Source organism: Rhodococcus sp. OK611 (genome assembly GCF_003050885.1).
Classification (GTDB): Bacteria; Actinomycetota; Actinomycetes; order Mycobacteriales; family Mycobacteriaceae; genus Rhodococcus_G; species Rhodococcus_G oryzae.
Window position 1 is genome coordinate 70,361 of sequence record NZ_QAOZ01000020.1, and the last position, 25,779, is coordinate 96,139.

The window sequence follows — 25,779 nt, forward strand, 5'->3', positions numbered from 1 at the left end:
CGGGCGTCACTGCCCGCCCAGGATCCGGTAGGTGGCCGTCAGCTCGCGCAGCGCGTCGGCCACCACCGGCTCCTCCACCCCGCCCGCCCGCAGCGCCTTGCGCAGCGGCTCCGGGGTGAGATCGTCCGGCGCGGGCCGGAATTCCAACCGCGGCAGCGGCGGCAGCTCGATCCGATCCCCGAAGTAGTCGTCGAGGTCCGGCGCGGACTCCGCGTCCGCCCCGTCCGAGTCGAACGAGCGGATCAGGGTGTCGAGGTCGAGCCCGCGGAGGGTGAGGATGACCAGCGGCTCGGTGTCGAGGCGCTGCGCGGTGAGGTAGACGATGGCCGCCGCATGCTTGCACGGCCAGCCCTGGTCCGGGCAGGTGCAGCCGAAGTCCAGGTCGCCGGACTCGGTGGGCAGCAACAGCTCCCCGAGCTCGATCGGCACCGTCCCCGCGGCGAGGGTGGCGAGCATGCCCGGCGTCGAGCGCACCCGGTCGATCAGCACGTCGACGGTGTCGGGATCCAGCGGGCGGAGGGTGAACGTCGCGGTGAACGGGTCGATCTGACTGCCCTGGACCTCACCGACCACCGCTCCAGGCGCGATCCGATAGCTGATCACCTGTCCCGCGCGGGCGGAGCCGCGCCCACGTGCGATCCGGCCGGAGTCGGCGATCTTCTCCATCGAGGACACCAGCGCGCGGCCCCACCAGGACTGCGCAAAGGGGCCGCCGCGCGCCGCGCGCTGGGTGCCGAACTGGCTGAAATCGGTTCGCCGCCGGTTCATTCGCCCACCGCCTCCTCGCCGAGCATCATCAGTTCGCGGAGCTCATCGGTGGACATCTCGGTGATCCAGTTCTCGCCGGTGCCGACGGCGAGGTTCGCCAGTTCCGACTTGCTCGCCAGCATCGCGTCGATCCGCTCCTCGAGGGTGCCGACGCACACCAGCTTGCGGACCTGCACGTCGCGACGCTGACCGATACGGAAGGCCCGGTCGGTGGCCTGGTTCTCGACCGCGGGGTTCCACCAGCGGTCCAGGTGCACAACGTGATTGGCCGCAGTGAGGTTGAGTCCCGTACCGCCGGCCTTGAGCGAGAGCAGCATTATGGGCGCGGCGTCGCCGCCCTGGAATCCCTCCACCATCGCGTCACGCTTGGCCCGCGACACCCCGCCGTGCAGGAAAGGCACCTCGGCGCCGAACCGCTCCGCCAGGTACGGGGCCACGAGCGAGCCGAACTCGCGGAACTGGGTGAACAGCAGCGCGCGCTCGCCGTCGGCGAGCACCGACTCCAGGATGTCCTCGACGAGGCCGAGCTTGCCGGACCGGTGGCTGCCGCGACGCAACATCGGCGAGCCGTCGCCGAGGAAGTGCGCCGGGTGATTGCACACCTGCTTGAGCCGGGTCAGCGCCGCGAGCACCGCGCCCTTGCGGGCCGCGCCCTCGGTGTCCCTGATCCGCTCCATCATGTCGTCGAGCACGGCCCGATAGAGGGAGGCCTGCTCGGCGGTGAGGTTCGCGCGCACGGTCATCTCGAACTTCTCCGGCAGATCGGAGATCACCTCGGGATCGGTCTTGACCCGGCGCAGCACGAACGGCGAGGTCACCGTCCGCAGCCGCGCCAACGCGCCCTCGTCGTGCTCGCGTTCGATCGGCACGGCGAACCGGGCCCGGAACTGCTGGGCGCTGCCGAGCATCCTCGGGTTCACGAAGTCCAGGATCGAGCGCAGCTCGTCGAGCCGGTTCTCGACCGGGGTGCCGGTCAGCGCGAGCCGGTGCGCCGCCGGGATCGCCCGCGCCGCCCGCGCCTGGGCCGTGCCCGAGTTCTTGACGTGCTGGGCCTCGTCGAGCACCATCCGGCGCCAGCTCTGCTCGCCGAGAGCGGCCGTGTCCCTTGCCAGCAGCGCGTACGTGGTGATCACCAGGTCGTGTTCGGCCACCACCGCGGTCAGCTGCTCGCCGCGCAGACGGTCGGTGCCGTGGTGCACGAGCACCCGCAGCCCCGGCGTGAACCGGGCGGCCTCGCGCTGCCAGTTCCCGACCACGGACATCGGGCAGACCAGCAGGGTCGGCCCCGGGCGCTGCGCCCCGTCGGCCCGTTCGTGGGCGAGCAGCGCGAGCAGTTGTACCGTCTTGCCCAGGCCCATGTCGTCGGCGAGCACCGCGCCGAGCCCGAGGTCGCTCATGAACACCAGCCAGTCCAGCCCGCGCCGCTGATAGGGCCGCAGCCGCGCCTCGAGCCCGGGCGGCTGCGGCACACTGGTCGGCCGCGCTCCCGAATCGAGCAGTCCCGCAACCCAACCGGTGGCCGTGATCTCCTCCACCGGAACCGGCGGCGATTCCGGCGCAGTGAGCTGCCCCAGGAGGTCGGCGAGGGTGCGCCCGCCGTCGCCTGACTGCCGGATGACGTACTTGGCGGCCCGCGCGAGAACGGTCTTGTCGGCCTGCACCCACTGTCCCCGCAGCCGGACCAGGTCGGTCTTGGCCCGGGTCAGCTGCGCCATCTCCGCGGGCGTGAGCACCAGGTCGCCGAGCGCGAGCTCCCAGTTGTAGGCGACGAGCTGGTTCATCCCGACCGCGCTGTCCTCGCTGTCGGCCGCCACCGGCGGGCTGGTCACCCGCAGCCGCAGCGACGGGGCCACCACGCTCCACGCGCGCGGCAGCATCAACGTGACGCCCGCGTCGGCGAGCACCTGGGCGCCGTGCGCGACCAGGTCGGTCACCACCTCCAGCGGCAGCAGCAGGTCCAGGCTGTCCGGGTCCGACGGCACCGCGCGCAGCATCGGGTAGGCGGCCATCGCCTCGGCGAGCTTGCGCACCCCGACCGTCAGTGCCTTGGGGTCGCCCAGGTGCACCGGCACCGGGCTGGGCGCCTCGCCCTCGGGCCGTAGGCAGACCTGCAGCCGCCAGAGCACCAGGGCACCGTCCTCGAGAGCGGGCTCGTCGTCGTCCTCCGGTTCGAGCAGCCGCAGGACCAGGTCCGGCTCCTCCACGGTGAGGCTCTGCCGCCACTGCTGCAGATCGGTGGCGATCCGCTGGGTGCCCTCGGCGAACGGGGTGCCCGCGGCCAGCGCCGCGAGCAACGGGTGCTCGCCGCCGTCGCGGTCGCGGAGCAGCTCGCGCACGATCGGGTCGGTGATCTCGAAGACGAGATCCTCCAGCACCTTTCGCGCGCCACCCGATCCGCGGAGCACGGCGGGCGTCGCCGCCGCCAATTCCGAGATCCAGGCCCGCTGCCGATCGCCGCCGACGAGCCGCCACCGGGCCCACCACTGGCCGTCCGCGCGTTCGAGCTCGGGCACGACCCGGCCGGCCCGAACCCAGCTCCGCACTCCCCTGGCGACGTGCGCGAGGAAGCGGAGGTCGCCGGGCAGACCCGGAGTCGGGCCGGTGGGGAGGTCGAGCAGCAGCGCGGCGGCCGCGGGCGGCGCCAGCGCGAGGGCGGGTACCGTCACCTCACCGAGCGTGCCGTCGCCGTTGGGCAGCGACACCGTGACCCGGTGCCGGAACTTGCGGTCCATGGCCCGCCGCAACGAGGCGGGCAGGTGCTCGATCTCGTCGTCGACCGGCTCGGGAGCACCGCCGTCGCGCCACAGCATCAGCCCCGATCCCGGGGACCACACCGCGTGCACCATCAGCCCATCCAATCAGGCGGCCACGACAAACCGCGACGACGCTGGATTAATCCGTCTGACCAGCGGGATAATGGGCCATTGGGCGAATCGCGTCGGGAGCGACAGATGACCATCCTGGTTCAGGTGCTCGAGCAGGGCTACTCGCACAGCACGCCGTGGCAGCAGCGCAGATACCAGTTCGTCGACGCCGCACACATCGTCGGCCTGCGGCTGGACGGGCAGTCCGGCGTGTGGCTGGACATGACCCGGCCGGGCGAGTCACACCAGCTGGCGCTGACACCCTCGCCCGACCTCTCGGTCTACTTCCTGATGCGGGTCTTCGACGACCTCGCGAACTGTGAGCGCCAGGGCGGCTCCTGGCTGATCGGCCACGACGGCAGCAACCTCGAGTCGATCACCGCCACCCGCTTCCCGATGCCATGAGTGGCCGGTACCAGAACGTCCGGTTTCCCCCCTTTGCAACCAACCGAGCAATTGCTAGGTTCCTGTGATCCGCAATCACAGTGATCCACACAACAATGGGGGGCACATGTTCCGAGCGTCACGCACCGCGGCCTTCGTCCTGTCGCTGGCCGCGCTGGTCCTGCCGTTCGGGGCGGGGGCCGCCCAGGCCGAGCCGCTGCCGGAGAACTACAACTTCTTCGCGGGAATCCCGAACGAACTGGCCAACCCCGGCGGCTCACTGCCCGGCGCGAACGACTTCGGATGCAAGCCGACCGCGGAGCATCCGCGACCGGTGGTGCTGGTGCACGGGACGGGCGGCGGGCAGCAGACCAACTGGGGCGCCTACGTCCCGATGCTCAAGAACGCTGGCTTCTGCGTGTTCGCCCTGACCTACGGGGCGATCCCCGGCGCACCCTGGCCGATCTCGGCGATCGGCGGGATGGGCCCGCTCGAGAACAGCGCCGGTGAGTTCAAGACCTTCGTCGACCGGGTGCGCTCCGCCACCGGCGCCAAGACGGTGGACGTCGTCGGCCACTCGCAGGGCACGCTGATCCCGACGTACTACCTCAAGCACCTCGGCGGCGAGGGCACGATCACCAACTACGTCTCGGTCGCGCCGCCGTGGCTGGGCCTGACCACCCTCGGCGTCGACGCGTTGCCCGCCTACGCCAAGCGGTTGGGGGTGCCCGAGACCTCGGTCCCCGTATGTCAGGGCTGCGGCGAGATGACCGCCGATTCCGAACTGATCAAGAAGATCAACGCCGGTGGCACCCCCTACGTCAAGGGCGTGAACTACACCAACATCTCCACCCGGTACGACGAGGCGATCGCGCTGCCGCAGGGCCAGGTGCAGGGCCCTCCCGGCTACACGGTGAACAACATCGTCGTGCAGGACACCTGCGCGCAGGACTACTCCGAGCACGCCGCCATCGCCGGCTCCAAGCGCGCGGCGTACATGGTGTTCAACGCGCTCGACCCCATGCACCGGCGCGAGGTGCCGTGCATGTTCGTGCCGCCGTTCACCGGCTGAGCGTCCGGCGTCGGTGACCGGTGTCCCGGTCCCCGACAAACGGAAATGCCAGGCCAACCCGCCGAGGTACCGTCGAACCACTGTCCGACGACAATCGGAGCACCATGTCGCTTCCCACGCTCGGCAGGTCGATCGCGATCAGCGGCCTCGTGCTCGCCGGGTTGTTCGGTGCCTGCACGCCTGCGGCGGCTGGTCCGGAGCAGGACAGGTGGGTGAACATCCCGGACACCGCGACCGTCGCTGACGGACTTGCATGTGGCGGCCGAATCGGAGGCGTCACGGTCGCCACGGACAGTCTCCCCGGGCTGGTCTACGTTCGACTGAACGCGACATTCGTCGGGATATCGACCACGCCAGGGGCGCTGTGCTCGGTATCGGCAACGCTGCACTGGCTCAACCTGGGAACCGGCGCTGCGGGATCGTGGTCCGCCGAGGTCAGTGGCGGGGTGATCGACTTCCCGGCGGAGCCGTGGACACACCTCGAGACGGGGTCCGGCCGCATCGAGGTCACCCTGACAACCGATCGTCCGCACCTCCCCAGCGTCACCCAGATCAACGTGTATTGAGTCGGCGAACCTGCGATCGGCGGCCGCGACCTTCCGCTGAGGTGGACCGCCGACGGCCGACGGCGATAGCGTCGAGCGGGTGAGCCGAACCATCCGAGACGCCCTGACCAAGGACACCCGCCTGTGCATGTCCCTCGCCGCGCGGCCGTCGAACATCGGCACCCGGTTCCACAACTACCTCTATGAGGAACTGGGCCTGGACTTCGTCTACAAGGCGTTCACCACCACCGACCTGCCTGCCGCCGTCGCGGGCATCCGGGCGCTCGGTATCCGCGGCTGCGGCGTCTCGATGCCGTACAAGGAGGCGTGCATCGAGCACGTCGACGTGATGCACGATTCGGCCGCCGCCATCGCGTCGGTGAACACCATCGTCAACGAGGACGGTGTGCTGCATGCCTACAACACCGACTACGAGGCGGTCGCGACGCTGCTCGCCGAGCACCGCGTCCCGTCGTCGCTCTCCGCCGCGGTCGCGGGCAGCGGCGGGATGGCCAAGGCCGTGGTGGCGGCGCTGCGCGACAACGGGTTCGGCCAGGTGACGGTCATCGCCCGCAACGAGGTCACCGGGCGGGCGCTGGCCGACCAGTACGGCTTCGACTGGCGCCCAGAGCTGGGCGAGCTGCGGCCGGGGCTGCTGGTGAACGCCACCCCGGTCGGGATGTCGGGCGGGCCAGGGGCCGACGACCTGCCCTTCGGCGAGGACGCCGTGCGCAGGGCCGAGGCGGTGTTCGACGTGGTGGCGTTGCCGCCCGACACCCCGCTCGTGCGGGCCGCGTCGGCGCTGGGCAAGACCGTCATCACCGGCGCCGAAGTGATCGCGCTGCAGGCCGCGGCCCAGTTCGAGCTCTACACCGGGGTGCGCCCGAGCCCGGACCAGATCCGCCGGGCCTCGGAGTACTCGCGGTCCTGACCGGGTGAGGCACTAGGGGGTCGGGCCGGTCGCCACGGGACGATCCGGATCGCTGGACCACTGCGACCATGAGCCCGGGTACAGGGCCGCGTCGATCCCGGCGATGGCCAGCGCGGCGACCTCGTGCGCGGCCGTCACCCCCGACCCGCAGTACACCGCAACCGGTGCCGAACCGTCGGCACCCAGCCCGGCGAAGCGTCGACGCAGGGCCTCGGCGTCCGCGAATCGTCCGGCGCCGTCGAGGTTCTCGGCAGTCGGGGCGCTGCGCGCCCCCGGGATGTGACCCGCACGCGGATCCACCGGCTCGACCTCGCCGCGGTATCGCTCGGCGGCGCGGGCGTCGAGCAGCACCCCGTCCACCGCGAGCTCGGCGGCCTCGCTCGCCGTCACCGTCGGCAGGTGACCGGCGGTGAGCTCCACGTCCCCGGCCCGCACCGGTTGGCCCGCACCGGATTCCAGGTCGAGTCCCGCCGACGTCCACCCGGACAGCCCGCCGTCGAGCATCCGGACGTCGGGCACCCCGGCCCAGCGCAGCAGCCACCAGGCGCGCGCGGCGGCGGTGTTCCCGGTGGCGTCGTAGACGACGACGGCGTCGCCGGTGTCGATCCCCCACCGCCTCGCCGCGGACTGCAGGTCGGCGATCTCGGGTAGCGGGTGCCTGCCGTGTTCCGGCGCGGGCGGCGCGGCCAGCTCGGTTTCCAGGTCCACGAACGAGGCGCCGGGAATGTGCCCGTCGTGGAAGTGTTCCCAGCCGTTCGGGTCGCGGAGCGCCCAGCGGACGTCGAGCAGTACCGGCGGCCGGGGCGCGCCCAGCCGGGCTGCGAGTTGCTCGGCGGTGACGAGTACCCCGAGTTCGCGCCGCAGCAGTTCGGCCATCGGCTCGCCGAAGGCGACGAAGGTGACGGTCCGCACCGAGGTGCCGGAGCTGCGCACCGCGGCGACTGCCTGGCGCACGGCGTCGGCGTGCGGCCAGCCGTAGCTGCCGGCCGAGATCAGCGGGAAGGCCACCGTCCGCGCGCCCAGCTCGTCGGCCACCTCGAGGCTGCGGGTGTAAGCCGAACGCAGCACTGCCGACCGGTCCTCGTCTGCCGAGTGTACCGGTCCCACCGTGTGAATCACCCAGCGCGCGGGCAGATCTCCCGCGGTGGTGGCGACGGCGTCGCCCGCGGACAGCCCGTCCGGCAGCGTGCTCGCGCGCAGCCGTCGACATTCCTCGAGGATGCTCGGGCCGCCGGCCCGGTGGATGGCCCCGTCCACTCCCCCGCCGCCGAGCAGTCCGGAGTTCGCCGCGTTCACGATCGTGTCCGCCTCGACCTTCGTGATGTCCCCGCGAAGCACCTCGATAGCCACCATGGCCACACCGTACCGCCGCCGAGTGTGCAGTTGCCGTCGCAAACCCCCAGGAAGCGCGCCAGCAGCTGCACACTCGGCGTCAGCGCACGGTGATGGTGCGGCTGTGCCAGCCGGTGGCGCCGTCGGGGATCGGCTCGGCGCGCTCCTCGGTCTGGACGTTGCCGTCAAGATCCGTGGCACGCACCTGCACGTTGTGCACCCCCGCGGGCGCGTCCCACTGCCAGGACCACTGGCGCCAGGTGTCGATGGAGTACTGCGGCGCGAGGGTCGCGGGCTGCCACGGCCCCTCGTCCACCCGCACCTCCACCCTCTCGATGCCCCGGTGCTGCGCCCAGGCGGTGCCCGCGATCGTCACCTGTCCCTCGGACACCGGCGCGAACGCGGCGGGCACGTCGATCCGGGAGGCCGTCTTGATCGGCGCCCTGTCCCCCCACCCGCGTTTGGTCCAATATGCCTGTGCCCGATCGAATCTGGTGAGCTCCCAGTCGACGACCCACTTGGTGGCCGAGACGAAGCCGTACAGTCCCGGCACCACCTGGCGGACCGGGAACCCGTGCTCGAGCGGCAGCGGCTCGCCGTTCATCGCGATGGCCAGCAGCGCGTCGCGGCCGTCGCGCAGCACCTCGACGGGCGTACCGACGGTGAAGCCGTCGACGCTTTTCGACAACAGCATGTCCGCGTCGCGCTGCACCCCGACCTCGTCGAGGAGTTCCGCGATCGGGAAGCCGACCCAGGTGGCATTGCCCGCGAGCTCGCCGCCCACCTCGTTCGAGACGCAGGTCAACGTGATCCGGCGCTCGATGGGCGTCCGCCGCAGCAACTCGTCCCAGCCCAGCGTGACCTCGCGGTCCACCATGCCGTGGATGCGCAGGCGCCAGTCCTCGGTCGTCAGGCGGGGCACCTGCAGCGCGGTGTCGATCCGGTAGAAGACCGGGTTCGGGGTGATGAACGAGGTCGCGCCGGGGATCTCCAGGTCGACCCCGGGCGGGATGGGCGCCGCCCGGTCCACCACCACGGGCACTTTCACCCGGCGCCTGCTCTCGAGCACCCCGCTCAGCCGCTGGTTCATCTGCCGCCCGGCGACCCCCGCGGCGGCGGCCACCGCGACGGCCACCGACGCGATCACCAGGAACCGGCGCCGTCCCATCCCCCCTTCGCTGCCGCGCGAGGGTTCGTCGAGTTGGGCCGTGAGCAGCCGCAACACCACGATGCCCAGGATCACCCCGACCACCGTCGGCACGGCATCGGCCCCGCTCGCGCCGGGCCGGTTGTAGGCGGCATACATCCCGACCAGTCCGAGCCCGGCGAGGATCGCGCTGCCGTACGGCCGCGACGGCCGTTCGACGATGCCCGCGATCGCGGCGATCACCGCGACGAGGACCGACATCCCGATGAACAGCGCGGGCTTGTCGTTGGTACCGAAGGTCGTGATGGCGAACTCCCGGGCCCAGGCCGGGCTGCGGTCGACCGTGGTCGATCCGACCGCGAACAAGGGCGACGATTCCGGGCCGGTCAGCGCCGACAGCAGTTCGCCGACGCCCAGCACCACGCCTGCGGCGATCACACCCGACACCGCCCGCGCGATCAGCCGCAGCGCCGCGTTCCTGGCGACGGGGCTCCCCTCCGTTGACGTCGAACTCGTTTCCGGCATGCCCGCCTCCGCTCCCTTGCATGGTAGTTCGCAAGGTCTTCGGAGCCGATGGGTCGCGCGGATGGGTCCGTCACCGAAATGGGGCGTTCGAGCGCCCCCGGATCAACGGGTGGGCTCGGTCGACTGGGTCGTCGCCTCCGAAGTCGTCGTCACCGAAGTCGTCGTCACCGCACTCGGCTCGGCCGCGCTCAGCCGATAGACGTGTTCCGGGGAGATGATCTCGGTGATCGCCGTCGCCAACTCGGTGCTCGGCTCGCCGCCCTCGTAGGCGATGTCGGTGTTGGTCATGATGACGAGGGTCGTCTTCTGCTCCGGCAGGTAGACCGTCACGGTCTGGTATCCGGGCAGGCTGCCGTTGTGGCCGATCCAGCCCGCGGCGTTGAACACCCCCAGGCCGTAGCCGACGTCGGGGGGATAACCCGGCGCATTCACCGTCTCGAGCCGCTGAGCCTGGGTTTCCGGCTTGAGCAGGGTGCCGGTCGCGAGCACCGGACCCCAGATGTGCAGATCCTCGAGGGTCGAGATCATCGCGCCTGCCGCCCAGCCCCAGGACGGGTCCCAGTCGGTGGCCGTGGCTTCCTTGCCGTCGGCGGTCTGCACGGTGTAGCCCTGCGCGTGCGGGCTCGGGAACGCGTTGGTGGTGGGGAAGTTCGTCTTCTCCATGCGCAACGGCTGGAGGATCCGCTCGTTGATGTAGTCCTGCAGCGCCAGCCCGCTTTCCTTCTCCACCACGAGTCCCAGCAGCACGTAGTTGGTGTTGCAGTACTGGAATCCCTGGCCGGGCGGGAACGTCGCGGGTTGGGCGAACGCATAGTCCAGCAGTTGCTGCGGGGTGAAGGGCGCCTTGGGATCCGCGAAGAGCGCCTGCTGGAACTCCGGGCTCGCCGAGTAGTTCGCCAGCCCGCTCTGCATGCGGGCCAGCTCCCGGATGGTGATCTGATCGCCTGCGGGGACGCCGTCGATGTACTTCGAGATGGGGTCGTCGAGTCCCACCTTGCCCTCGTCCACCAGCTGCAGGATGGCGGTGGCCGTGAACGTCTTCGTCAGGCTGCCGATCCGGGTGTAGAAGCCGGTCTCCATCGGCACGTCGGTGGACTTGTCGGCGACGCCGAAGGCCCTGACGTAGTCGCCCTCCGGCCCCCAGATGCCGACTATCGCGCCTGGCACGGACGTCTTGGTCATGGTCGAGTTGATCGCGTCGTCCAGGCGCTGGGCGACGGCGGAATCCATCTCCGCGCTCGGTTCGGCACCAGCTGGCGTGCTGGTGGCCGCCTGCTCCGAGGTCGAATCGTCTGCGCATCCCGCCGCTATGAGCAGGGTGACGGCCGCCGCCGCCAACAACCCCCGCCGCCGATGTGTCCTGGTCACGACCTGTGCTGTCATCGCCGGGTCCCGTCGTCAGACGTGCAGTTGCCTGCAGAACCTACTCCGTACCGGCAGGTCCCACCCTCGTTTGACCGGAGGACCGTCGTCTCAGAACTGCTGCCAGTCCGGCTTGTGCCGCAGCGCGTACCGGTAGTAATCGGCCAACGCGAACCACTCCGCTGCCGCCTCGTCGACGACCACGGTCGCGTGCCGGTGCAGTTGCAGCACCGACGCCGGGCAGATCGCAGTGAGCGGGCCCTCCACCGCCGCGGCGATGGCGTCCGCCTTGCCCGCCCCGACCGCGACCATCACCAGGTGTCTGGCTTCGCCGATGGTGCCGAGGCCCTGGGTCAGCACGTGGAGCGGGACGTCGTCGACGCTGCCGAAGAAGCGGGCGTTGTCGAGTCGGGTCTGCTCGGTCAGCGTCTTGATGCGCGTCCGTGACGTCAACGACGACCCGGGCTCGTTGAAGCCGATGTGTCCGTCGGTGCCGATCCCGAGCAGCTGCACGTCGATACCACCGGCAGCCGCGATGGCGGCGTCGTAGCGGGCGGCCTCCGCGGCCAGGTCCGGTGCCTGCCCGTCGAGGCCGTGCACCCGGTCGGGGTCGAGATTCACCCGATCGACGAATTCGGATCTGATCACGGAAAAATAGGACTGTTCATGGCTTTTCAGGAGCCCGACGTACTCGTCGAGCAGGAACACCCGGGCGGACGAGAAGTCCAACCCGTCGTCGTGGTGCCGCCGGATCAGCTCGCGGTAGCTGCCGACCGGAGACGACCCGGTCGCGAGGCCAAGCGTCGTCGGGCCTCGGCGCACGGAGCGCTCGACGATGTCGGCGACGGTCGAGGCGACTTCGTCTGGCGTGGACCGGATCACGATCTCCATGTCATTTCCACCCTACCGGCGGCCGCCACCGCCCGTGGGTCGGCTCGATCACTCGGGCGGCACGGCCAGCGACACACACGATACTGGCGCTCGACGCAACCTGTCGTCCCGCACGACTACTCGAAATCCTGGATGACCACAGCTTTGCGGCAAGAACATGTCGAGATCCCGGCCCCGGCTCCGTCCCAGCATCGAATCGGCACACAACAATCGGAGGATGGATCCCATGGCACACGTAAAGCGTTTCGACCACATCGGCATCACCGTCGCGGACCTCGACACGGCAACGGCGTTCTTCGTCGGACTGGGCCTCGAGGTGGAGGGCACCGGATCCGTGGAGGGCGAGTTCGTGGAGACCGTCTGCGGCATCCCCGGCGCGCACTGTCAGATCGCGATGCTGCGGCCGCCCGGCGGAGGGTCCCGGCTGGAGCTCTCGACCTTCGTCACGCCCGACCACGTGCCCGGATCGCCGACGGCGATGGCCAACGAGGTCGGGCTGCGCAACGTGTCCTTCGAGGTCGGCGACCTCCAGGCGGCGGTCGACGCGGTGGCTGCGGACGGGTACGGGCTCATCGGCGGCATCGGCGAGTACGAGAACAGCGTGCGGATGGCCTACGTCCGTGGGCCCGAAGGGATCATCGTGTCCCTGTTCGAGCAGATCGGCTGACGCAAGAAGGCCCGCACCCAGCCGCCCGCCTCGCCGAGTGTGCGGTTGCCGGGGCAAACGCCCAGGTAGCGCGACAGCAGCTGCACACTCGGCGGGGGCGCCGCGACCGACCGCGACCGCGGCTGCGGCAAGATGGCGGTCGTGTCACGAACCCTCGAGCCCGATCCGACGGGAGCCGAACAGACGGAGCCCGCGGTCGCGCGCGAACCGGGCCTCTCGCACCCGATCAGCGCGGGCGTGGTCACCGCCCTCGTCGGCTTCACCAGTTCCTTCGCCGTGGTCCTCACCGGCCTGCGCGCGGTCGGCGCGAGTCCGACCGAGGCCGCGTCCGGCCTGATGGCGCTGTGCGTCACCCAGGCGATCGGCATGCTCTGGCTGTCCCGGCACTACCGGATGCCGATCACCTTGGCCTGGTCCACCCCCGGCGCCGCACTGCTGGCCGGAACGGGCCTGGTCGTCGGGGGCTGGCCCGCGGCGGTGGGCGCCTTCATCGTCGTCGGCCTCGCGGTCACCCTCACCGGCCTGTGGCCCCGGCTCGGTCGGCTGATCGCGGCGATCCCCACCCCGCTCGCCCAGGCCATGCTCGCGGGGGTGCTGCTCCCGCTCTGCCTCGCCCCGGTCACCGCCTTCCGCGACTCCCCCGCCGCGGTCGCCCCTGTCGTCCTCGTCTGGCTGGTCCTGCTGCGGTTCTCCCGGCGCTGGGCCGTGCCCGCGGCCTTCGCCGCGGCCGCCGTGGTGATCGCCATCAGCATCGCCTTCGGCGACGGCTCCCTGGACACCTCCGCACTCGCCCCGACGCTCGAGCTCACCGCCCCGCACTGGACGTGGCAGGCGCTGGTGGGCATCGCGGTCCCGCTGTACATCGTGACGATGGCCTCGCAGAACATCCCGGGCACCGCGGTGATGTCGTCCTTCGGGTACCGGGTGCCGTGGAAGTCGGCGATGACCGTTACCGGCATCGGCACCGTGATCGGCGCACCCGCGGGCGGCCACGCGATCAACCTCGCCGCCATCAGCGCCGCCCTGGCCGCCGCGCCCTCCGCGCACCCGGACCCGAAGCGGCGCTGGGTGGCCGCCTTCACCGCGGGCTGCTCCTATCTGGTGCTCGCGCTGTGCTCGGCGGGGCTCGCGACGCTGGTCGTCGCCGCGCCGCAGGGCGTGGTCGAGGCCGTCGCGGGCCTGGCACTGCTGGCCACCCTTGGCGGCTCACTGGCGGCGGCGGTGGCCGACGAATCCGACCGGGAGGCGGCCGTGCTCACCTTCCTGATCGCCGCGTCGGGCGTCGGCATCCTCGGCATCGGGTCGGCCTTCTGGGCGCTCGTCGCCGGGCTGGTCTTCCGGCTGGTGGTGCGCGGCGTCAGGCCCCGGCCGCGAACTCCTTGAGGAGCTGGCTGAGCGACGCCGGGTCCTGCAGCATCGGCAGGTGCCCCGTGGCCATCTCGCGCCGCCACCGCGTACCGAGCTCGTCGGCGTACCGGCCCTGCAGCGCCGCCGGGAACTCCTTGTCCGCCGTCGCCACGAGGTAGCCGGTGCGCGTGGGCAGGGTCCGCGCCGAGACGCGATCCCGGTAGAGGCGCTGCGATTCCGGCGCGAAGTCCGTGACGATGCGCGCGATGTCATCCTCGCCGAGACCGGCGCACAGGCCCGAGCGGATCGCCTTCTCCGGCGGCCGGGTGCCCGCGAGCCGCATGATCAGCCCGACGATGTACCGCTGCGGCGCGGGCAGCGCGCCCAGGAACGAGCGGCCCGCCGACGGCACCGAGGCCGCGACGGCGAGCAGCCCGCCGACGCGCTCGGGGGCGAGGGCCGCGACCTCGCTCGCCACCACCCCGCTGATCGAATGCGCCACCACGGTGAACTCACCGTCGGGTGCCTGCGCCAGCACCGCCTCCGCGTAGTCCCGCAGCGTCGCGTCCGCGCGCTTCGGGTATGACGCGACGACCGAGTCGACGGGCAACGAGGCCCGCACCTCGTCCCAGATCCAGGCCGGAAGCCCTGCGCCGCTGAGGAAAACGATCGGTGTCGACTTCGGTTCGGTGTTCATGCGCACTCCTTGGATGTGAGGGTGAACGCAACAGTAGACAGAGAGCCCGACAAGCAGCTGTCGGCTTCTATAACCTCGTCGCCATGGCCTTCTCGAAGTCCACCGACCCGCACCTGACGCTACGGCGGATCGAACGCCAGCACGCGGTGATCGAGTGCCTACGCGCCCGGTCGCCGGAGTTCACGACGGCACGCGCGCTGGCCGACACCGTGCACGTCACCCCGCGAACCGTCGAGCGCGACATCGCCCGGATGCGCGAGGCAGGCATCCCGATCGAGGTCCGCAACGGGCCAGGCGGCGGGTACGCGATCGACGCCAGGCGGCACGTCGATCCGATCACCCTCACCCCCGGTGAGGCCGCGGCCCTCATCGTCTCGCTGGTCGCGCTGGGGCCCACCGCCACCGACGCCGCCGGTTCGGCGATGACCAAGCTCGTCGATTCGCTGATCCATACGACGCCACCACCGAGGCAACTGTCCCGACACGCCTGATCTAAGGTCGCCACCATGACCTCCGCCCAATCCGAGCCCACCGCCGCCGACTACCCCGTGCTGTGGCCGGTACCCACCCGCTGGGCGGACAACGACCACTACGGCCACGTCAACAACGTCACCTACTACTCGTACTTCGACACCGCGGTGAACGGCTGGCTGATGTCGGCGGTCGGCGTCGACATCCGCGACCTGCCCGCGATCGGCGTCGTCGCCGAGACCTCGTGCAGGTACCACAGCGAGCTGAGCTTCCCGGACCAGCTGCAGGTCGGACTGTCGGTGGCCCGGCTCGGCGCGCGCAGCATCGTCTACGCGCTCGCGATCTTCCGGGTCGGCGAGCGCGGCGCGCTCGATCTCGCCGCCACGGGACGCTTCGTGCACGTCTACATCGACGCGCAGACCCGGAAACCGGTGGCGATTCCCGAGGAGATCCGCGACGCAGTGAGCCAGTTGACCCCGCCGTCCTGAGCCGGGAACTCCCTGCTCAGGTCGGATGATCAGGCGGTCGGTGCCACCGCTCGTTGCAGCTGTTCGGCAAAGTGGACGAAGGAGCCGACCATGTCGACCTCGTCGTCGACCAGCCACTGGTTTTCCAGCCCCTCCACGGCGGCGACCAGCAAAAAGGTGGTCATCCGTGGGTCGACGTCGCGGCGCACCGAGCCCGCCTCGATGCCGCGGCGGAGTGACGATTCGACCAGCGATTGCAGGAACTTCTGCCGGCCGACGACCCACTCGCGGGCGGGGTGTTCCGATCCCGTCGCCTCGGCGGCCGTCAGGTGCGCGAGCTGAACGAGGTCACGATTCTGGACGTTGTGGCGCACGATCCGGATGAGGAAGGCAATCAGCTCGGCGAAGTCCATCTCGGACAGGGTCTCGGGATCCGTGCCCGTCGCGTGCAGATCCTGCACGTCCCGGTCGGCGAGCACCGCCATCAGCAGCGCCGCCTTGGTGGGGAAGTGGTGCAGCAGTCCGGGCTGGGAGATCCCGGCCTTGGCCGCGATCTTCGCCAGGGAACTGCCCCGATAGCCGTGAACCGCGAAGTGCGCCAAGGCGATCTCGAGGATCCGCGCACGCGACAACTTGCCCGAGCGTTCCGCGGAGTCAGTGGTGGCCATGGCGGTGAAGCGTAGTCGCCCCGATCTCGACGCCCCCGAAACGCCGAACGCCCCGCTCTCGGGAAGCGGGGCATTCGATCAGGTCCGAGTATTCACGTCGTGGTCGAGGGCTTCGACGAGCCCGACGTGAGACCGCCCGTGAGGCCGCCGAGCACCGAGATCAGCTGGCTCAGAATGTTGTCCATGTTGTTCCCTTCAGTGTGATTTTTGCCACCGTGTTCCGGCTCACAAAGAAGTGTGCACGCCGATCCCGGATCCGTCTAGCGGATCGACGGTTTCTTTTACAAGATTCTTTTGGTCACGATTTGCATACGATTAGCTACCGGAGGCCCGCCTTGCGCGCGAGCTCCATCGCCTGGGCCACGATGTCGTCGATCAACTTCGTCGACGGTGCTCCCACTGCGGCCGTGTTCCGTGGATCCTCCATCGTCCGCCGGAGCACCCCCTCGGCGATGATCGAGATCTTCCACAGGGCCAGTGCGTGCCAGAACCCGAGCGCGGCCGGATCCCTGCCGGTCTCCTGCATGTAGGCCTTCGTCAGCTCTTCCCTGGTCGGGAAGCCCTCCAGCGTCGACGCCGCGAAAGGACCGGGAACCTCGTCCTCCGCCTGCGCCCAATACGCCAGCAGCGCACCGACATCCGCGAGCGGGTCACCGAGCGTGCACAGTTCCCAGTCCACGACGGCGACCACCCTGCCGTCGTCGCGGGCGGTGATCACGTTGCTCAGGTGGAAGTCGCCGTGCACCAGGGTCAGCTCGGTCTGCGCGGGGATGGACCGGGTGAGCAGCGCCGCCAGCTCGTCGATCGCCGGGATGTCGCGGGTCTTCGACTTCTCCCACTGCCCCGACCAGCGCCGGAGCTGGCGCTCCGCGTAGGGCGAGTGGCTCGCGAGATCGTCGAGGCCGGACAGTTCGAGGTCGACGGCGTGAATGCTGGCCAACGCCTTCGGCATCGACAGCCCGGTTGCCCGTCGACGTTCCGGCGTCAGCTGCTTGGCCACCCCGATGCTGTCGATCACCACACCGTCGACGTAGTTCATCAGCATCAGCGGCGCGTCGGTGATCGCCGGGTCCTCGGTCAGGCCCAGCACCTTCGGCACCGGCACCCCGCTCCCCTGCAGGGCCGACAGGATCCGGTACTCCCGGGCCACGTCGTGCGCGGACGCCAACAGGTGCCCCAGCGGCGGCCTGCGCAACACCCACTGGCCACCCCCCGAGTCGGACACCAGATAGGTCAGGTTCGACTGGCCGTTGCCGATCCGCTTGAACTCGAGCGGCGCGACGGCACCGACCCCCATGTCGGCGATCCAGTTCGACACCGCCTCTTCGTCGAGTCCTACGGCGTTGCTCATCGGGTTCCCTTTCCTGTCACGGACTGTGGTGCGGTGTCTGTCATTTCGCGGCGGCGACGGCTTCTTCAGCTGCGAGCCGGTACGGCCGCAGCTCCTGGCGCGCGATGGTCATTTTGTGTACCTCGTCGGGGCCGTCGGCGAGCCGCAGGGCGCGCAGGTGCGCGTACATCATCGCCAGCGGGAAGTCGTCGGACACCCCGCCGCCGCCGTGCACCTGGATGGCTCGGTCGACGATCTTGAGCGCCATCTGCGGGGCGGCCACCTTGATGGCGGCGATCTCGGTGCGCGCCTCCTTGTTGCCGACCGTGTCCATCAACCAGGCGGCCTTGAGGGTCAGCAGCCGGGCCATCTCGATCTCGATGCGCGCCTCGGCGATCCAGTCCTGGATGTTGGCGCGCGCGCTCAGCGGACGACCGAAGGTGACCCGGGTCGACGCCCGCAGGCACATCAGTTCCAGCGCCCGCTCCGCCATCCCGACCGCGCGCATGCAGTGGTGGATGCGCCCCGGTCCGAGCCGGGCCTGGCTGATCATGAATCCCGCACCGGCACCGGCCAACACGTCGGCATCGGGGACCCGGACGTTCTCGAACAGCACCTCGGCGTGGCCCTCGCGGTCCTGGTAGCCGAACACCGGCAGCCCGCGCACCACCGTGATCCCGGGGGCGTCGATCGGCACCACCATCATCGACTGCTGGCTGTAGACGGGCCCGGTGGGATCGGTCTTGCCCATCACGATCAGCACCCGGCAGTTGGCGTGCAACGCATTCGAGGTCCACCACTTGCGCCCGTTGAGCACCCACTCGTCGCCGTCGCGGGCCATGGTCATCTGGATGTTGGTCGCGTCCGAACTGGCGACGTCGGGCTCGGTCATGGCGAACGCGGAGCGGATGGTGCCCTCCAGCAGCGGCCGCAGCCAGCGCTCTTTGTGCTCGTCGGTGCCGAAGAGTGTGAGAACCTCCATGTTCCCGGTGTCCGGGGCGGAGCAGTTGCACGCCTCGGACGCGAGGTGGCTCCGTCCCATGATCTCGGCCAGCGGCGCGTACTCCGAGTTGGTCAGCCCCGGCCCGTACCCGGGATGCGGGTGAAAGAGGTTCCACAACCCCCGCGACCGCGCCTCGACCTTGAGTTCCTCGATGATCGGCGGCTGGAAGTGCGGGTCTCCCGACTCGCGCATCTGCTGCTCGTACACCGCCTCGGCCGGGTAGATCCGCTCGTCCATGAAGGCCAGGAGCTTGTCGCGGTACTCCTGACAGCGTTCGGTGGGTGCGAAATCCATCTGCTTCCCTCTCCCTGGATCAGCGTGCCCGTGACGGCCGCGACCGCGGCGGAATTACCCAAGCAGCGATGCTAGTTCGCGGATGCCGTTACCACCTGCGGACGCGGATATCGCCGCCGAGCCGCAACAAATCGGGGCCGATTCGATTTCGCCAGACCACGAAACGTGATCCGGGGCGAGCGCCGATGGGCGACAAATACCCCCGAAGTGCGCGAGAATCAGTCATGGCTCGTCCGCTTCCGGCGATGACCACCGACACGCTGCCGCACCCACCGCATCGGCTACCGGTGCTGGGCGACGTGCTCTCCGGCGACGCCGCCCGTCCCGCGCAGCGGCTGGCCGAGCTCGCCGGGTTCCTCGGCCCCATCTACGAGACCAAGATCTTCAATCGACACCTCACGGTCGTCTCGGGGCCCGCGGCGTACGCGGAGCTCGGTGACGAGAAAAGGTTCGGCAAGCACGTCGGCTTCGCCTTCGCGGCCTCCCGCGAGTTCCTAGGCGACGCGCTGCCCACCGCGTACAGCGACGAACCCAACTGGGCGCGAGCGCACAACATCCTGATGCCCGCCTTCACCCTCTCCGCGATGCGCGGCTACCACGACATCATGCTCGAGACCGTCGGCGAACTCCTTGCCCACTGGGACACCCTGGCCGACTGGGACACCACCGTCGACGTGCACACCGACACCAGCAAGCTGACGCTCGAGACGATCGGCCGCATCGGATTCGGCTATCACTTCGATTCGTTCACTCGCAGCGAGCCCGACCCCTTCGCCGTCGCGGTGGCGCGCATGTTCGCCTATATCGGGCGCGCCGGGTTCCGCATCCCGGTGCACTGGCTGGAGAACGCGGTCCACGGCAAGGACATCAGGCAGAACGCCCGCGATGTCGACTACGTCCGGCACGTGGTCGACGACATCATCCGCGAGCGCCGCCGCCACCCGGACGGTCAGCCCGACGACCTGCTGGCGCTGATGCTCGGCACCGCGGACCCCGAGAGCGGGCAGCGTCTCGAGGACGAGAACATTCGCAATCAGGTGATCAGCTTCCTCAGCGCCGGCCACGAGACCACCTCCGGCACACTCTCGTTCGCGCTGCATCTGCTCGCGACCCACCCCGAGATCGCGGATCGGGCCCGGGCCGAGGTCTCCTCGCTGTGGCCGGCGGGCACGGAGCCGGACCCGGTGTTCGCCGACATCCACAAGCTCAAGTACGTGCGCCGGGTCGTCGACGAGACGCTGCGCCTGTGGCCGATCGCCCCCGGCTACTTCCGGGAACCGAAACAGGACACCACCCTCGGCGGCCACGCGGTCCGGAAGGGCCAGGCCCTGCTGGCGCTCACCCTGCGCGTGCAGCGGGACCCGGTGTGGGGCCCGAACCCGCTGGCCTTCGATCCGGACCGATTCCTCCCCGAGCGCGCCCGCACCCGCCCGACCGGCATCTACAAGCCCTTCGGCACAGGCATGCGCTCGTGCATCGGACGCCAGCTCGCCCTGCACGAGTCCACACTGGCGCTCGCGCTGATCCTGCATCGCTACGAGCTCGCTCCCGTTCCCGGCTACCAGCTGGAGGTCGCGGAGGAGTTCACGCTCAAGCCCGTCGGCCTGCGGCTGGGTCTGCGGCGACGCTGACGAACCCGAAGTCGACGAACCCCCGCGGTTGGGCGCGTTCCGCCGCCCGCGGGCGCGCCGGCACGCCAAGATGGAGCCCATGGCAGTCCTCACGGTCGATCGTCCGTCGATGCCCCACCCGCCGCGGCGGATCCCCCTGCTCGGGGACCTGCTCGACGTCGATGTCACCAAGCCGACGCAGAACGCGATGGCCTGCGCGCGGCGCCTCGGCCCGATCTACCAGCGCAAGATCTTCAACTACGTGTTCACCTTCGTCTCCGGCGTGGACCTGGCCACCGAGCTCAACGACGAGAGCCGGTTCCAGAAGCACGTCGGCGTCGCGCTGCGGAACCTGCGGCCGATCGGGAACGACGGGCTGTTCACCGCCTACAACTCCGAACCGAACTGGTCGAAGGCCCACAACATCCTGATGCCCGCCTTCACCCAGTCCGCGATGCGCAGCTACCACCAGACCATGCTCGACACCGTGCGTGAGCTGATCGTGCACTGGGACGAGCGCTGCGACTCCACACCGGTCGAGGTCACCCCGGACATGACCAAGGTGACGCTCGAGACGATCGGCCGTACCGGCTTCGGATACGAGTTCGGCTCCTTCGACCGAGCCGAGCAGGACCCGTTCGTCGGGGCGATGATCCGCTCACTGAGGTTCGCGCAGAAGGCCTCGTTCACCATCCCGATCCCGATCCTGGACCGGGCGATCAAGCGCACGGCGATCCGCAGGAACCAGGCCGACCTGGCCTACATGGCCGAGGTGGTCGACGAGGTGATCCGCTCGCGCCGCGCGAACCCCGAGGAGCACCGCGACGACCTGCTCGGTCTGATGCTCTCCGCCGAGGATCCCGAGTCCGGCGAGCGTCTCGACGACGAGAACGTCCGCGACCAGGTGATCACCTTCCTCATCGCCGGTCACGAGACCTCCTCGGGCGCCCTGTCGTTCGCGTTGTACTACTTGGCGAACAACCCGGAGATCGCCGAGCGCGCCCGCGCCGAGATCTACTCGATGTGGCCACAGGGCACCGACCCCGATCCGGTGTTCGAGCAGATCCCGAAGCTGCGCTACGTGCGGCGAGTCCTCGACGAGACACTGCGACTGTGGCCGACCGCGCCCGGCTACATGCGCGAGGCCCGCGAGGACACCGTGCTGGGCGGCCGCTATCCGATGAAGGCGGGTGACGCCGCGTTCGTGCTGTTGCCGCAGCTGCACCGGGACCCCGTCTGGGGCGACGACCCGGACTCGTTCGACCCGGACCGGTTCCTGCCCGCGAACGTCCGCACCCGCCCCGGCCACGTCTACAAGCCGTTCGGCACCGGTATCCGCTCCTGCATCGGCAGGCAATTCGCGATCCACGAGATCGTGATGGCCCTGGCACTGCTGCTGCACCGCTACGACCTCGAGCCCGAGCCCGACTACGAGCTCGACGTCACCGAGTTGCTCACCCTCAAGCCGGAGGGGTTCCGGCTGCGCCTGCACCGCCGCTGACAGCGAAGGACACCCATGGAGATCCTCACCATCGTCTGCACCGTCCTTCTCGCCGTCGCCGCGCTCGGCGCGGGGGTGCCCAAGGTGATGCTGCGGGGGCCGGCCTGGACGGCGCTGCGCAGGCGCGGGCTGAGCGCCGCGCGGGTCCGATTCATCGGCGCGGCGGAGCTCGCGGGCGCGGCCGGGCTGATGGTGGGCCTGTACTGGTGGCCGGTCGGGATCGCCGCCGCCGTCGGCCTGCTCGTCCTGTTCGGGTCCGCGGTCGCCTTTCACATCAGGTACGGCGACTTCGGCAACCCCGATTCCGGCAATAACGCCTGGACGGCATTCGCACTGGCAAATCTCTCGGTGATCGTGATCGCCACCCTTCTCGTGACGAACTGATCGTCCATGCAGGTCAGAACGGTGTTGACGGCTCGACGACCGGCTCACTTGCGCCCCGCCGCCAAAGGTGGATGCTGAGAAGTAAGGACACATCGAGCGCCGCCGAGGTTTCACGAGGACCGCCCCGGCACAGCAGCGAGGAGGGTCCGGTGTCCGAGAAAATCGACTATCCGGTCCAACTCATCCAGCCCGACGGGGCCCGGGTACACGGAGCCGGCTACGCGGGCGAGGTCACCGACATCGGCCCCGCGGAGCTGGGCGGCCTGTACGAGGACATGGTGGTGCTGCGCCGCGTGGACGCGGAGGCCACCGCCCTGCAGCGCCAGGGACAGCTGGGGATCTGGGCACCCAGCCTCGGTCAGGAGGCGTCCCAGATCGGGTCCGCGCGGGCCCTCGCACCGGACGACTACGTCTTCACCAGCTACCGCGAGCACGGCCTCGCGTACTGCCGCGGCGTGCCACCCGCGCAGTGGCCCCCGCTGTGGCGCGGCGTGGCGCTGTCGAACTGGGATCCCGCCGAGTACAACCTGACGAACCCGGCCATCGTCGTCGGCTCACAGGGTCTGCACGCCACCGGCTACGCGATGGCCGCCCATATGGACGGCGCCGAGATCGCGGTCATGGCGTACTTCGGCGACGGCGCCACCAGCCAGGGCGACCTGTCGGAGGCGCTGGGGTTCGCCGCGAGCTGGGGCGCGGGTGTGGTCTTCTTCTGCCAGAACAATCACTGGGCGATCAGCGAACCCGTTCAACTGCAGAGCCCGTTCCCGCTCGTGGCCCGGCCCCGCGGGTTCGGGATCCCGGGGATCGCGGTGGACGGCAACGACGTCCTCGCCGTCCTCGCGGTGACGCGCACCGCCGTGCGGCGCGCGCGTGAGGGAGGCGGACCGACCTTCATCGAGGCCATCACCTACCGGATGGGCCCACACACCACCTCCGACGACCCGACCCGCTACCGGACCGGCGCGGAGATCGAGCACTGGCGCGCCCGCGACCCCATCGACCGGCTCCGCCGGCTGCTGCTGCGCGAGGGCGCGATGGACGAGGAGTTCACCCGCGGGGTCGATACCAAGGCCGCCGCGGCGGCCGAGGCCCTGCGGGCGGGCGCCCTCGCCCTGCCCGACCCGGCCCCGCTGACGGTCTTCGATCACGTGTACTCCGACCCGCATCCGCTGATCGACGAGGAACGCGAACAGTTCTCGGCGTACCTGGACACCCTCGAGGAGGCGCAGCCGTGACCACGATGGCGCTGGGCGCCGCGCTGAACGCCGGGCTGCGCAGGGCCCTCGAACGCGACCCGAAGGTGCTGCTGATGGGCGAGGACATCGGCAAGCTCGGCGGCGTCTTCCGGGTCACCGACACGCTGCAGAAGGACTTCGGCGCCGCCCGCGTGATCGACACCCCGCTCGCCGAATCCGGCATCATCGGGACCGCGTTCGGGATGGCGCTGCGCGGCTACCGGCCGGTGTGCGAGATCCAGTTCGACGGGTTCGTCTACCCGGCCTTCGATCAGATCGTGTCCCAGGTCGCGAGGATCCACTTCCGCACGGGCGGCCGGGTGCGGGCGCCACTGACGATCCGCGTGCCGTTCGGCGGCGGAATCGGTGCGGTGGAACATCATTCGGAGTCCCCGGAGGCGCACTTCGCGCACACACCCGGCCTCCGCGTTGTCACCCCGTCCACCCCGGACGACGCCTTCCACATGATCATGCAGGCCATCGCCACGGACGATCCGGTGGTGTTCTTCGAACCCAAGCGCCGGTACTGGGACAAGGGCGAGGTGGACCTCGACGCACCCGCCGCGCTCGAGCTGCACCGGGCCCGGGTCGCGGCCCCCGGCACGGACGTCACCCTTGTCGCGTACGGGGCGATGGTGGCCACCGCGCTGTCGGCGGCCGAGATCGCCCGGCAGGAGCGGCATTCGATCGAGGTGATCGATCTGCGCTCGCTCTCCCCGATCGACTTCGACACCGTCGAGGCCTCCGTCCGCAAGACCGGGCGGCTGGTCGTCGCGCACGAGGCCCCGGTGTTCCTCGGGCTCGGGTCGGAGATCGCCGCCCGGATCACGGAGCGGTGCTTCTACCAGCTCGAGGCGCCGGTCGCCCGGGTCGGCGGTTTCGCGACGCCCTACCCGCCCGCCAGATTGGAGCGGTACTACCTCCCCGACCCGGACCGCATCCTCGACGCGGTCGACCAGACGCTCGCCGCCTGAAGGGACATCCGCCGTGCACCCAGCGAACGAGTTCCGGCTGCCCGACCTCGGCGAGGGCCTGACGGACGCGGAACTGGTCCGCTGGTCGGTCGCGGTGGGTGACACCGTCGAACTCGATCAGGTGATCGCGGAGGTGGAGACGGCAAAGGCGTTGGTGGAGTTGCCCTCCCCCTTCGCCGGGACGGTGTTGGCCCTGCTCGCCGAACCCGGCACCATCGTCGAGGTCGGCGCGCCCCTGATCCGGATCGGCGAGCCCGGTGCCGGCGACTCCCCCGTCGCGGCGGCGACGCCCGCCGCCGAAGCACCGGACCATCCGGCCGCGCTGGTGGGGTACGGACCGACCGCCGCGCCCGCGAGCCGGAGGCGAAGGCGAAGGCGAAGGGCCATGCCCGCCCCCGGGTCCCCGGACCTCGAACGCGCGCGGCCCGACGCGAAGCCCTCCGCGCGCAGGCTGGCCCACGAGCTCGGCATCGACCTGAGCGACGTGCAGGGCACCGGGTTCGGCGGGGCGATCACACCCGAGGACGTTCGCGCACACGATGTTCCACGAGAAACGGCTCCGCCCGAGGAAGCGCCCGCACATCGCGAGACCCGCACCCAGATCCGTGGTGTGCGGCGGCGGACCGCGGACGCGGTGACCCGGAGCGCGTTCACCGCCCCGCACGTCACCGAGTTCGTCACGGTCGACGTGAGCGCGACGATGGACCTGGTCGATCGCCTGCGCGCGAGTCCCGCCTTCGCCGGCCTCGAGCCGACCCCGCTGACCCTGGTGGCCAAGGTCCTGCTGGTGGCGCTGCGCGAGCACCCCTCTCTCAACTCGAGCTGGGACGAGGAGCACCAGGAGATCGTCACCAAGCACTACGTCAATCTCGGGATAGCGACCGCCACCTCGCGCGGACTGCTGGTGCCGTCGGTCAAGGACGCGCACCTGATGAGCCTGCTCGAGCTCACCCGGGCGATCCACCAGCTCGTCGAGACCGCCCGCGCCGGCCGCTGCACCCCCGCCGACCTGTCCGGCGGCACCATCACGATCACCAACGTCGGGGTGTTCGGCGTGGACACCGGAACCCCGATCCTGAGCCCGGGCGAGGCGGCCATCCTGTGCCTCGGCGCGATCGCGCCGCGGCCGTGGGTGGTCGACGGCGAACTCGCCGTCCGCTCGGTCACCACCCTGGGGCTGTCCTTCGATCACCGCCTGGTCGACGGTGAGCAGGGCTCGCGCTTCCTCGCCGACATCGCCGCGACACTGACCGATCCACTCACCCTGCTCTGACAGGGCCGGCCGGGCGGGCGGCTGGCCGGGGTAG

Annotated in this window: 24 protein-coding genes and 1 pseudogene; 14 read left to right on the top strand and 11 right to left on the bottom strand. The window is 70.2% G+C overall.

The genetic code is table 11. The features are described 5' to 3' along the window. Nucleotides 1-6: 6 nt before the first annotated feature. Both C8K38_RS23150 and C8K38_RS23155 read right to left on the bottom strand, forming a co-directional pair. A complete protein-coding gene (locus C8K38_RS23150; protein WP_097213728.1) occupies nucleotides 7-768 on the bottom strand; it encodes an SWIM zinc finger family protein in 762 nt (253 codons plus the stop codon). Continuing rightward, nucleotides 765-3,614 (bottom strand): DEAD/DEAH box helicase, encoded by a 2,850-nt coding sequence (locus tag C8K38_RS23155; RefSeq protein WP_097213729.1) that lies wholly within the window; start codon nucleotides 3,612-3,614, stop codon nucleotides 765-767. Before C8K38_RS23155 ends, C8K38_RS23150 begins: the two co-directional genes overlap by 4 nt. Before the next feature lie 105 nt (nucleotides 3,615-3,719). Here C8K38_RS23155 and C8K38_RS23160 point away from each other — a divergent pair, with 105 nt between their 5' ends. The 4 genes from C8K38_RS23160 to C8K38_RS23175 all read left to right on the top strand — a co-directional run bounded on the left by C8K38_RS23160 (nucleotide 3,720) and on the right by C8K38_RS23175 (nucleotide 6,564). Next, the gene (locus C8K38_RS23160; RefSeq protein WP_097213730.1) at nucleotides 3,720-4,037 is read left to right on the top strand and encodes a hypothetical protein; all 318 of its coding nucleotides are present in this window, start codon (nucleotides 3,720-3,722) and stop codon (nucleotides 4,035-4,037) included. Nucleotides 4,038-4,143: 106 nt separating this feature from the next. Further along, entirely contained in the window at nucleotides 4,144-5,088 is a 945-nt protein-coding gene (locus tag C8K38_RS23165; RefSeq protein ID WP_097213731.1) for an esterase/lipase family protein, read from the top strand. A 104-nt stretch (nucleotides 5,089-5,192) separates the two neighbouring features. After that, on the top strand, nucleotides 5,193-5,654 hold the full coding sequence (locus C8K38_RS23170; RefSeq protein ID WP_097213732.1) for a hypothetical protein: 462 nt from the start codon (nucleotides 5,193-5,195) through the stop codon (nucleotides 5,652-5,654). Nucleotides 5,655-5,733: 79 nt separating this feature from the next. Further along, a complete protein-coding gene (locus C8K38_RS23175; RefSeq protein ID WP_097213733.1) occupies nucleotides 5,734-6,564 on the top strand; it encodes a shikimate 5-dehydrogenase in 831 nt (276 codons plus the stop codon). 12 nt (nucleotides 6,565-6,576) lie between these two features. Here the strand turns inward: C8K38_RS23175 and C8K38_RS27875 are convergent, their stop codons facing one another. The 5 genes and pseudogenes from C8K38_RS27875 to nagB form a co-directional block, all read right to left on the bottom strand. Beyond that, nucleotides 6,577-7,440: a sulfurtransferase gene (locus C8K38_RS27875; RefSeq protein WP_245221573.1), complete on the bottom strand. Its 864-nt coding sequence runs from the start codon at nucleotides 7,438-7,440 to the stop codon at nucleotides 6,577-6,579. Further along, a pseudogene (locus tag C8K38_RS27880) lies at nucleotides 7,426-7,917 on the bottom strand (O-acetyl-ADP-ribose deacetylase); the annotation flags it as partial. The pseudogene C8K38_RS27880 and the gene C8K38_RS27875, both read right to left, overlap by 15 nt. Before the next feature lie 79 nt (nucleotides 7,918-7,996). Further along, nucleotides 7,997-9,568, bottom strand: a complete 1,572-nt coding sequence (locus C8K38_RS23185) for a molybdopterin-dependent oxidoreductase (RefSeq protein WP_097213734.1) — start codon at nucleotides 9,566-9,568, stop codon at nucleotides 7,997-7,999. A 102-nt stretch (nucleotides 9,569-9,670) separates the two neighbouring features. Next, nucleotides 9,671-10,951, bottom strand: a complete 1,281-nt coding sequence (locus C8K38_RS23190; protein ID WP_097213735.1) for a serine hydrolase domain-containing protein — start codon at nucleotides 10,949-10,951, stop codon at nucleotides 9,671-9,673. 90 nt (nucleotides 10,952-11,041) lie between these two features. Beyond that, nucleotides 11,042-11,821, bottom strand: coding sequence for a glucosamine-6-phosphate deaminase (nagB, locus tag C8K38_RS23195; RefSeq protein ID WP_097213736.1), 780 nt, complete (start codon nucleotides 11,819-11,821; stop codon nucleotides 11,042-11,044). 226 nt (nucleotides 11,822-12,047) lie between these two features. Here nagB and C8K38_RS23200 point away from each other — a divergent pair, with 226 nt between their 5' ends. Together C8K38_RS23200 and C8K38_RS23205 are read left to right on the top strand one after the other, a co-directional pair. Continuing rightward, nucleotides 12,048-12,488 carry a VOC family protein gene (locus tag C8K38_RS23200; RefSeq protein ID WP_097213737.1) on the top strand — a complete coding sequence of 147 codons (441 nt, stop codon included), beginning with the start codon at nucleotides 12,048-12,050 and terminating at the stop codon, nucleotides 12,486-12,488. Between the two features lie 132 nt (nucleotides 12,489-12,620). Further along, nucleotides 12,621-13,871, top strand: a complete 1,251-nt coding sequence (locus C8K38_RS23205; RefSeq protein ID WP_097213738.1) for a benzoate/H(+) symporter BenE family transporter — start codon at nucleotides 12,621-12,623, stop codon at nucleotides 13,869-13,871. On the opposite strand, the gene C8K38_RS23210 is transcribed toward C8K38_RS23205, so the two are convergent. Continuing rightward, entirely contained in the window at nucleotides 13,846-14,532 is a 687-nt protein-coding gene (locus tag C8K38_RS23210) for an alpha/beta fold hydrolase (RefSeq protein ID WP_097213739.1), read from the bottom strand. The genes C8K38_RS23205 and C8K38_RS23210 overlap by 26 nt on opposite strands. Nucleotides 14,533-14,615: 83 nt before the next feature. On the opposite strand from C8K38_RS23210, the gene C8K38_RS23215 reads away from it, so the two are divergent. Both C8K38_RS23215 and C8K38_RS23220 read left to right on the top strand, forming a co-directional pair. Beyond that, nucleotides 14,616-15,023, top strand: coding sequence for a helix-turn-helix transcriptional regulator (locus C8K38_RS23215; RefSeq protein ID WP_097213740.1), 408 nt, complete (start codon nucleotides 14,616-14,618; stop codon nucleotides 15,021-15,023). 15 nt (nucleotides 15,024-15,038) lie between these two features. Continuing rightward, complete coding sequence (locus tag C8K38_RS23220; protein WP_097213741.1) at nucleotides 15,039-15,491, top strand: acyl-CoA thioesterase; 453 nt, start codon at nucleotides 15,039-15,041, stop codon at nucleotides 15,489-15,491. Nucleotides 15,492-15,520: 29 nt separating this feature from the next. On the opposite strand, the gene C8K38_RS23225 is transcribed toward C8K38_RS23220, so the two are convergent. The 3 genes from C8K38_RS23225 to C8K38_RS23235 all read right to left on the bottom strand — a co-directional run bounded on the left by C8K38_RS23225 (nucleotide 15,521) and on the right by C8K38_RS23235 (nucleotide 18,765). Further along, complete coding sequence (locus tag C8K38_RS23225) at nucleotides 15,521-16,138, bottom strand: TetR/AcrR family transcriptional regulator (RefSeq protein ID WP_097213742.1); 618 nt, start codon at nucleotides 16,136-16,138, stop codon at nucleotides 15,521-15,523. Between the two features lie 319 nt (nucleotides 16,139-16,457). Next, complete coding sequence (locus tag C8K38_RS23230) at nucleotides 16,458-17,489, bottom strand: phosphotransferase family protein (RefSeq protein WP_097213743.1); 1,032 nt, start codon at nucleotides 17,487-17,489, stop codon at nucleotides 16,458-16,460. 40 nt (nucleotides 17,490-17,529) lie between these two features. After that, the gene (locus C8K38_RS23235) at nucleotides 17,530-18,765 is read right to left on the bottom strand and encodes an acyl-CoA dehydrogenase family protein (protein WP_097213744.1); all 1,236 of its coding nucleotides are present in this window, start codon (nucleotides 18,763-18,765) and stop codon (nucleotides 17,530-17,532) included. A gap of 245 nt (nucleotides 18,766-19,010) precedes the next feature. Between C8K38_RS23235 and C8K38_RS23240 the strand changes: the two genes are divergently transcribed. From C8K38_RS23240 to C8K38_RS23265, 6 genes are all read left to right on the top strand, one after another. Then, complete coding sequence (locus C8K38_RS23240; protein WP_097213776.1) at nucleotides 19,011-20,396, top strand: cytochrome P450; 1,386 nt, start codon at nucleotides 19,011-19,013, stop codon at nucleotides 20,394-20,396. Nucleotides 20,397-20,466: 70 nt separating this feature from the next. Beyond that, a complete protein-coding gene (locus C8K38_RS23245; RefSeq protein ID WP_097213777.1) occupies nucleotides 20,467-21,876 on the top strand; it encodes a cytochrome P450 in 1,410 nt (469 codons plus the stop codon). A 15-nt stretch (nucleotides 21,877-21,891) separates the two neighbouring features. Further along, nucleotides 21,892-22,260, top strand: a complete 369-nt coding sequence (locus tag C8K38_RS23250; RefSeq protein ID WP_097213745.1) for a DoxX family protein — start codon at nucleotides 21,892-21,894, stop codon at nucleotides 22,258-22,260. Between the two features lie 149 nt (nucleotides 22,261-22,409). After that, nucleotides 22,410-23,498, top strand: a complete 1,089-nt coding sequence (pdhA, locus tag C8K38_RS23255) for a pyruvate dehydrogenase (acetyl-transferring) E1 component subunit alpha (RefSeq protein WP_097213746.1) — start codon at nucleotides 22,410-22,412, stop codon at nucleotides 23,496-23,498. A 5-nt stretch (nucleotides 23,499-23,503) separates the two neighbouring features. Then, complete coding sequence (locus tag C8K38_RS23260) at nucleotides 23,504-24,472, top strand: alpha-ketoacid dehydrogenase subunit beta (protein ID WP_097213778.1); 969 nt, start codon at nucleotides 23,504-23,506, stop codon at nucleotides 24,470-24,472. Between the two features lie 13 nt (nucleotides 24,473-24,485). Continuing rightward, nucleotides 24,486-25,745, top strand: a complete 1,260-nt coding sequence (locus tag C8K38_RS23265) for a dihydrolipoamide acetyltransferase family protein (RefSeq protein ID WP_097213747.1) — start codon at nucleotides 24,486-24,488, stop codon at nucleotides 25,743-25,745. Nucleotides 25,746-25,779: the final 34 nt, after the last annotated feature.

Bases quoted from the DNA above. Each gene is read 5' to 3' on its own strand.
- C8K38_RS27875 (WP_245221573.1), bottom strand. From the start codon at position 7,440: ATGGCCGAACTGCTGCGGCGCGAACTCGGGGTACTCGTCACCGCCGAG.
- C8K38_RS23185 (WP_097213734.1), bottom strand. From the start codon at position 9,568: ATGCCGGAAACGAGTTCGACGTCAACGGAGGGGAGCCCCGTCGCCAGG.
- C8K38_RS23165 (WP_097213731.1), top strand. From the start codon at position 4,144: ATGTTCCGAGCGTCACGCACCGCGGCCTTCGTCCTGTCGCTGGCCGCG.
- C8K38_RS23170 (WP_097213732.1), top strand. From the start codon at position 5,193: ATGTCGCTTCCCACGCTCGGCAGGTCGATCGCGATCAGCGGCCTCGTG.
- C8K38_RS23220 (WP_097213741.1), top strand. From the start codon at position 15,039: ATGACCTCCGCCCAATCCGAGCCCACCGCCGCCGACTACCCCGTGCTG.
- C8K38_RS23205 (WP_097213738.1), top strand. From the start codon at position 12,621: ATGGCGGTCGTGTCACGAACCCTCGAGCCCGATCCGACGGGAGCCGAA.
- C8K38_RS23190 (WP_097213735.1), bottom strand. From the start codon at position 10,951: ATGACAGCACAGGTCGTGACCAGGACACATCGGCGGCGGGGGTTGTTG.
- C8K38_RS23200 (WP_097213737.1), top strand. From the start codon at position 12,048: ATGGCACACGTAAAGCGTTTCGACCACATCGGCATCACCGTCGCGGAC.
- C8K38_RS23260 (WP_097213778.1), top strand. From the start codon at position 23,504: ATGGCGCTGGGCGCCGCGCTGAACGCCGGGCTGCGCAGGGCCCTCGAA.
- C8K38_RS23150 (WP_097213728.1), bottom strand. From the start codon at position 768: ATGAACCGGCGGCGAACCGATTTCAGCCAGTTCGGCACCCAGCGCGCG.
- C8K38_RS23210 (WP_097213739.1), bottom strand. From the start codon at position 14,532: ATGAACACCGAACCGAAGTCGACACCGATCGTTTTCCTCAGCGGCGCA.
- C8K38_RS23225 (WP_097213742.1), bottom strand. From the start codon at position 16,138: ATGGCCACCACTGACTCCGCGGAACGCTCGGGCAAGTTGTCGCGTGCG.
- C8K38_RS23245 (WP_097213777.1), top strand. From the start codon at position 20,467: ATGGAGCCCATGGCAGTCCTCACGGTCGATCGTCCGTCGATGCCCCAC.
- C8K38_RS23230 (WP_097213743.1), bottom strand. From the start codon at position 17,489: ATGAGCAACGCCGTAGGACTCGACGAAGAGGCGGTGTCGAACTGGATC.
- C8K38_RS23240 (WP_097213776.1), top strand. From the start codon at position 19,011: ATGACCACCGACACGCTGCCGCACCCACCGCATCGGCTACCGGTGCTG.
- C8K38_RS23235 (WP_097213744.1), bottom strand. From the start codon at position 18,765: ATGGATTTCGCACCCACCGAACGCTGTCAGGAGTACCGCGACAAGCTC.
- C8K38_RS23250 (WP_097213745.1), top strand. From the start codon at position 21,892: ATGGAGATCCTCACCATCGTCTGCACCGTCCTTCTCGCCGTCGCCGCG.
- nagB (WP_097213736.1), bottom strand. From the start codon at position 11,821: ATGGAGATCGTGATCCGGTCCACGCCAGACGAAGTCGCCTCGACCGTC.
- C8K38_RS23155 (WP_097213729.1), bottom strand. From the start codon at position 3,614: ATGGTGCACGCGGTGTGGTCCCCGGGATCGGGGCTGATGCTGTGGCGC.
- C8K38_RS23215 (WP_097213740.1), top strand. From the start codon at position 14,616: ATGGCCTTCTCGAAGTCCACCGACCCGCACCTGACGCTACGGCGGATC.
- C8K38_RS23160 (WP_097213730.1), top strand. From the start codon at position 3,720: ATGACCATCCTGGTTCAGGTGCTCGAGCAGGGCTACTCGCACAGCACG.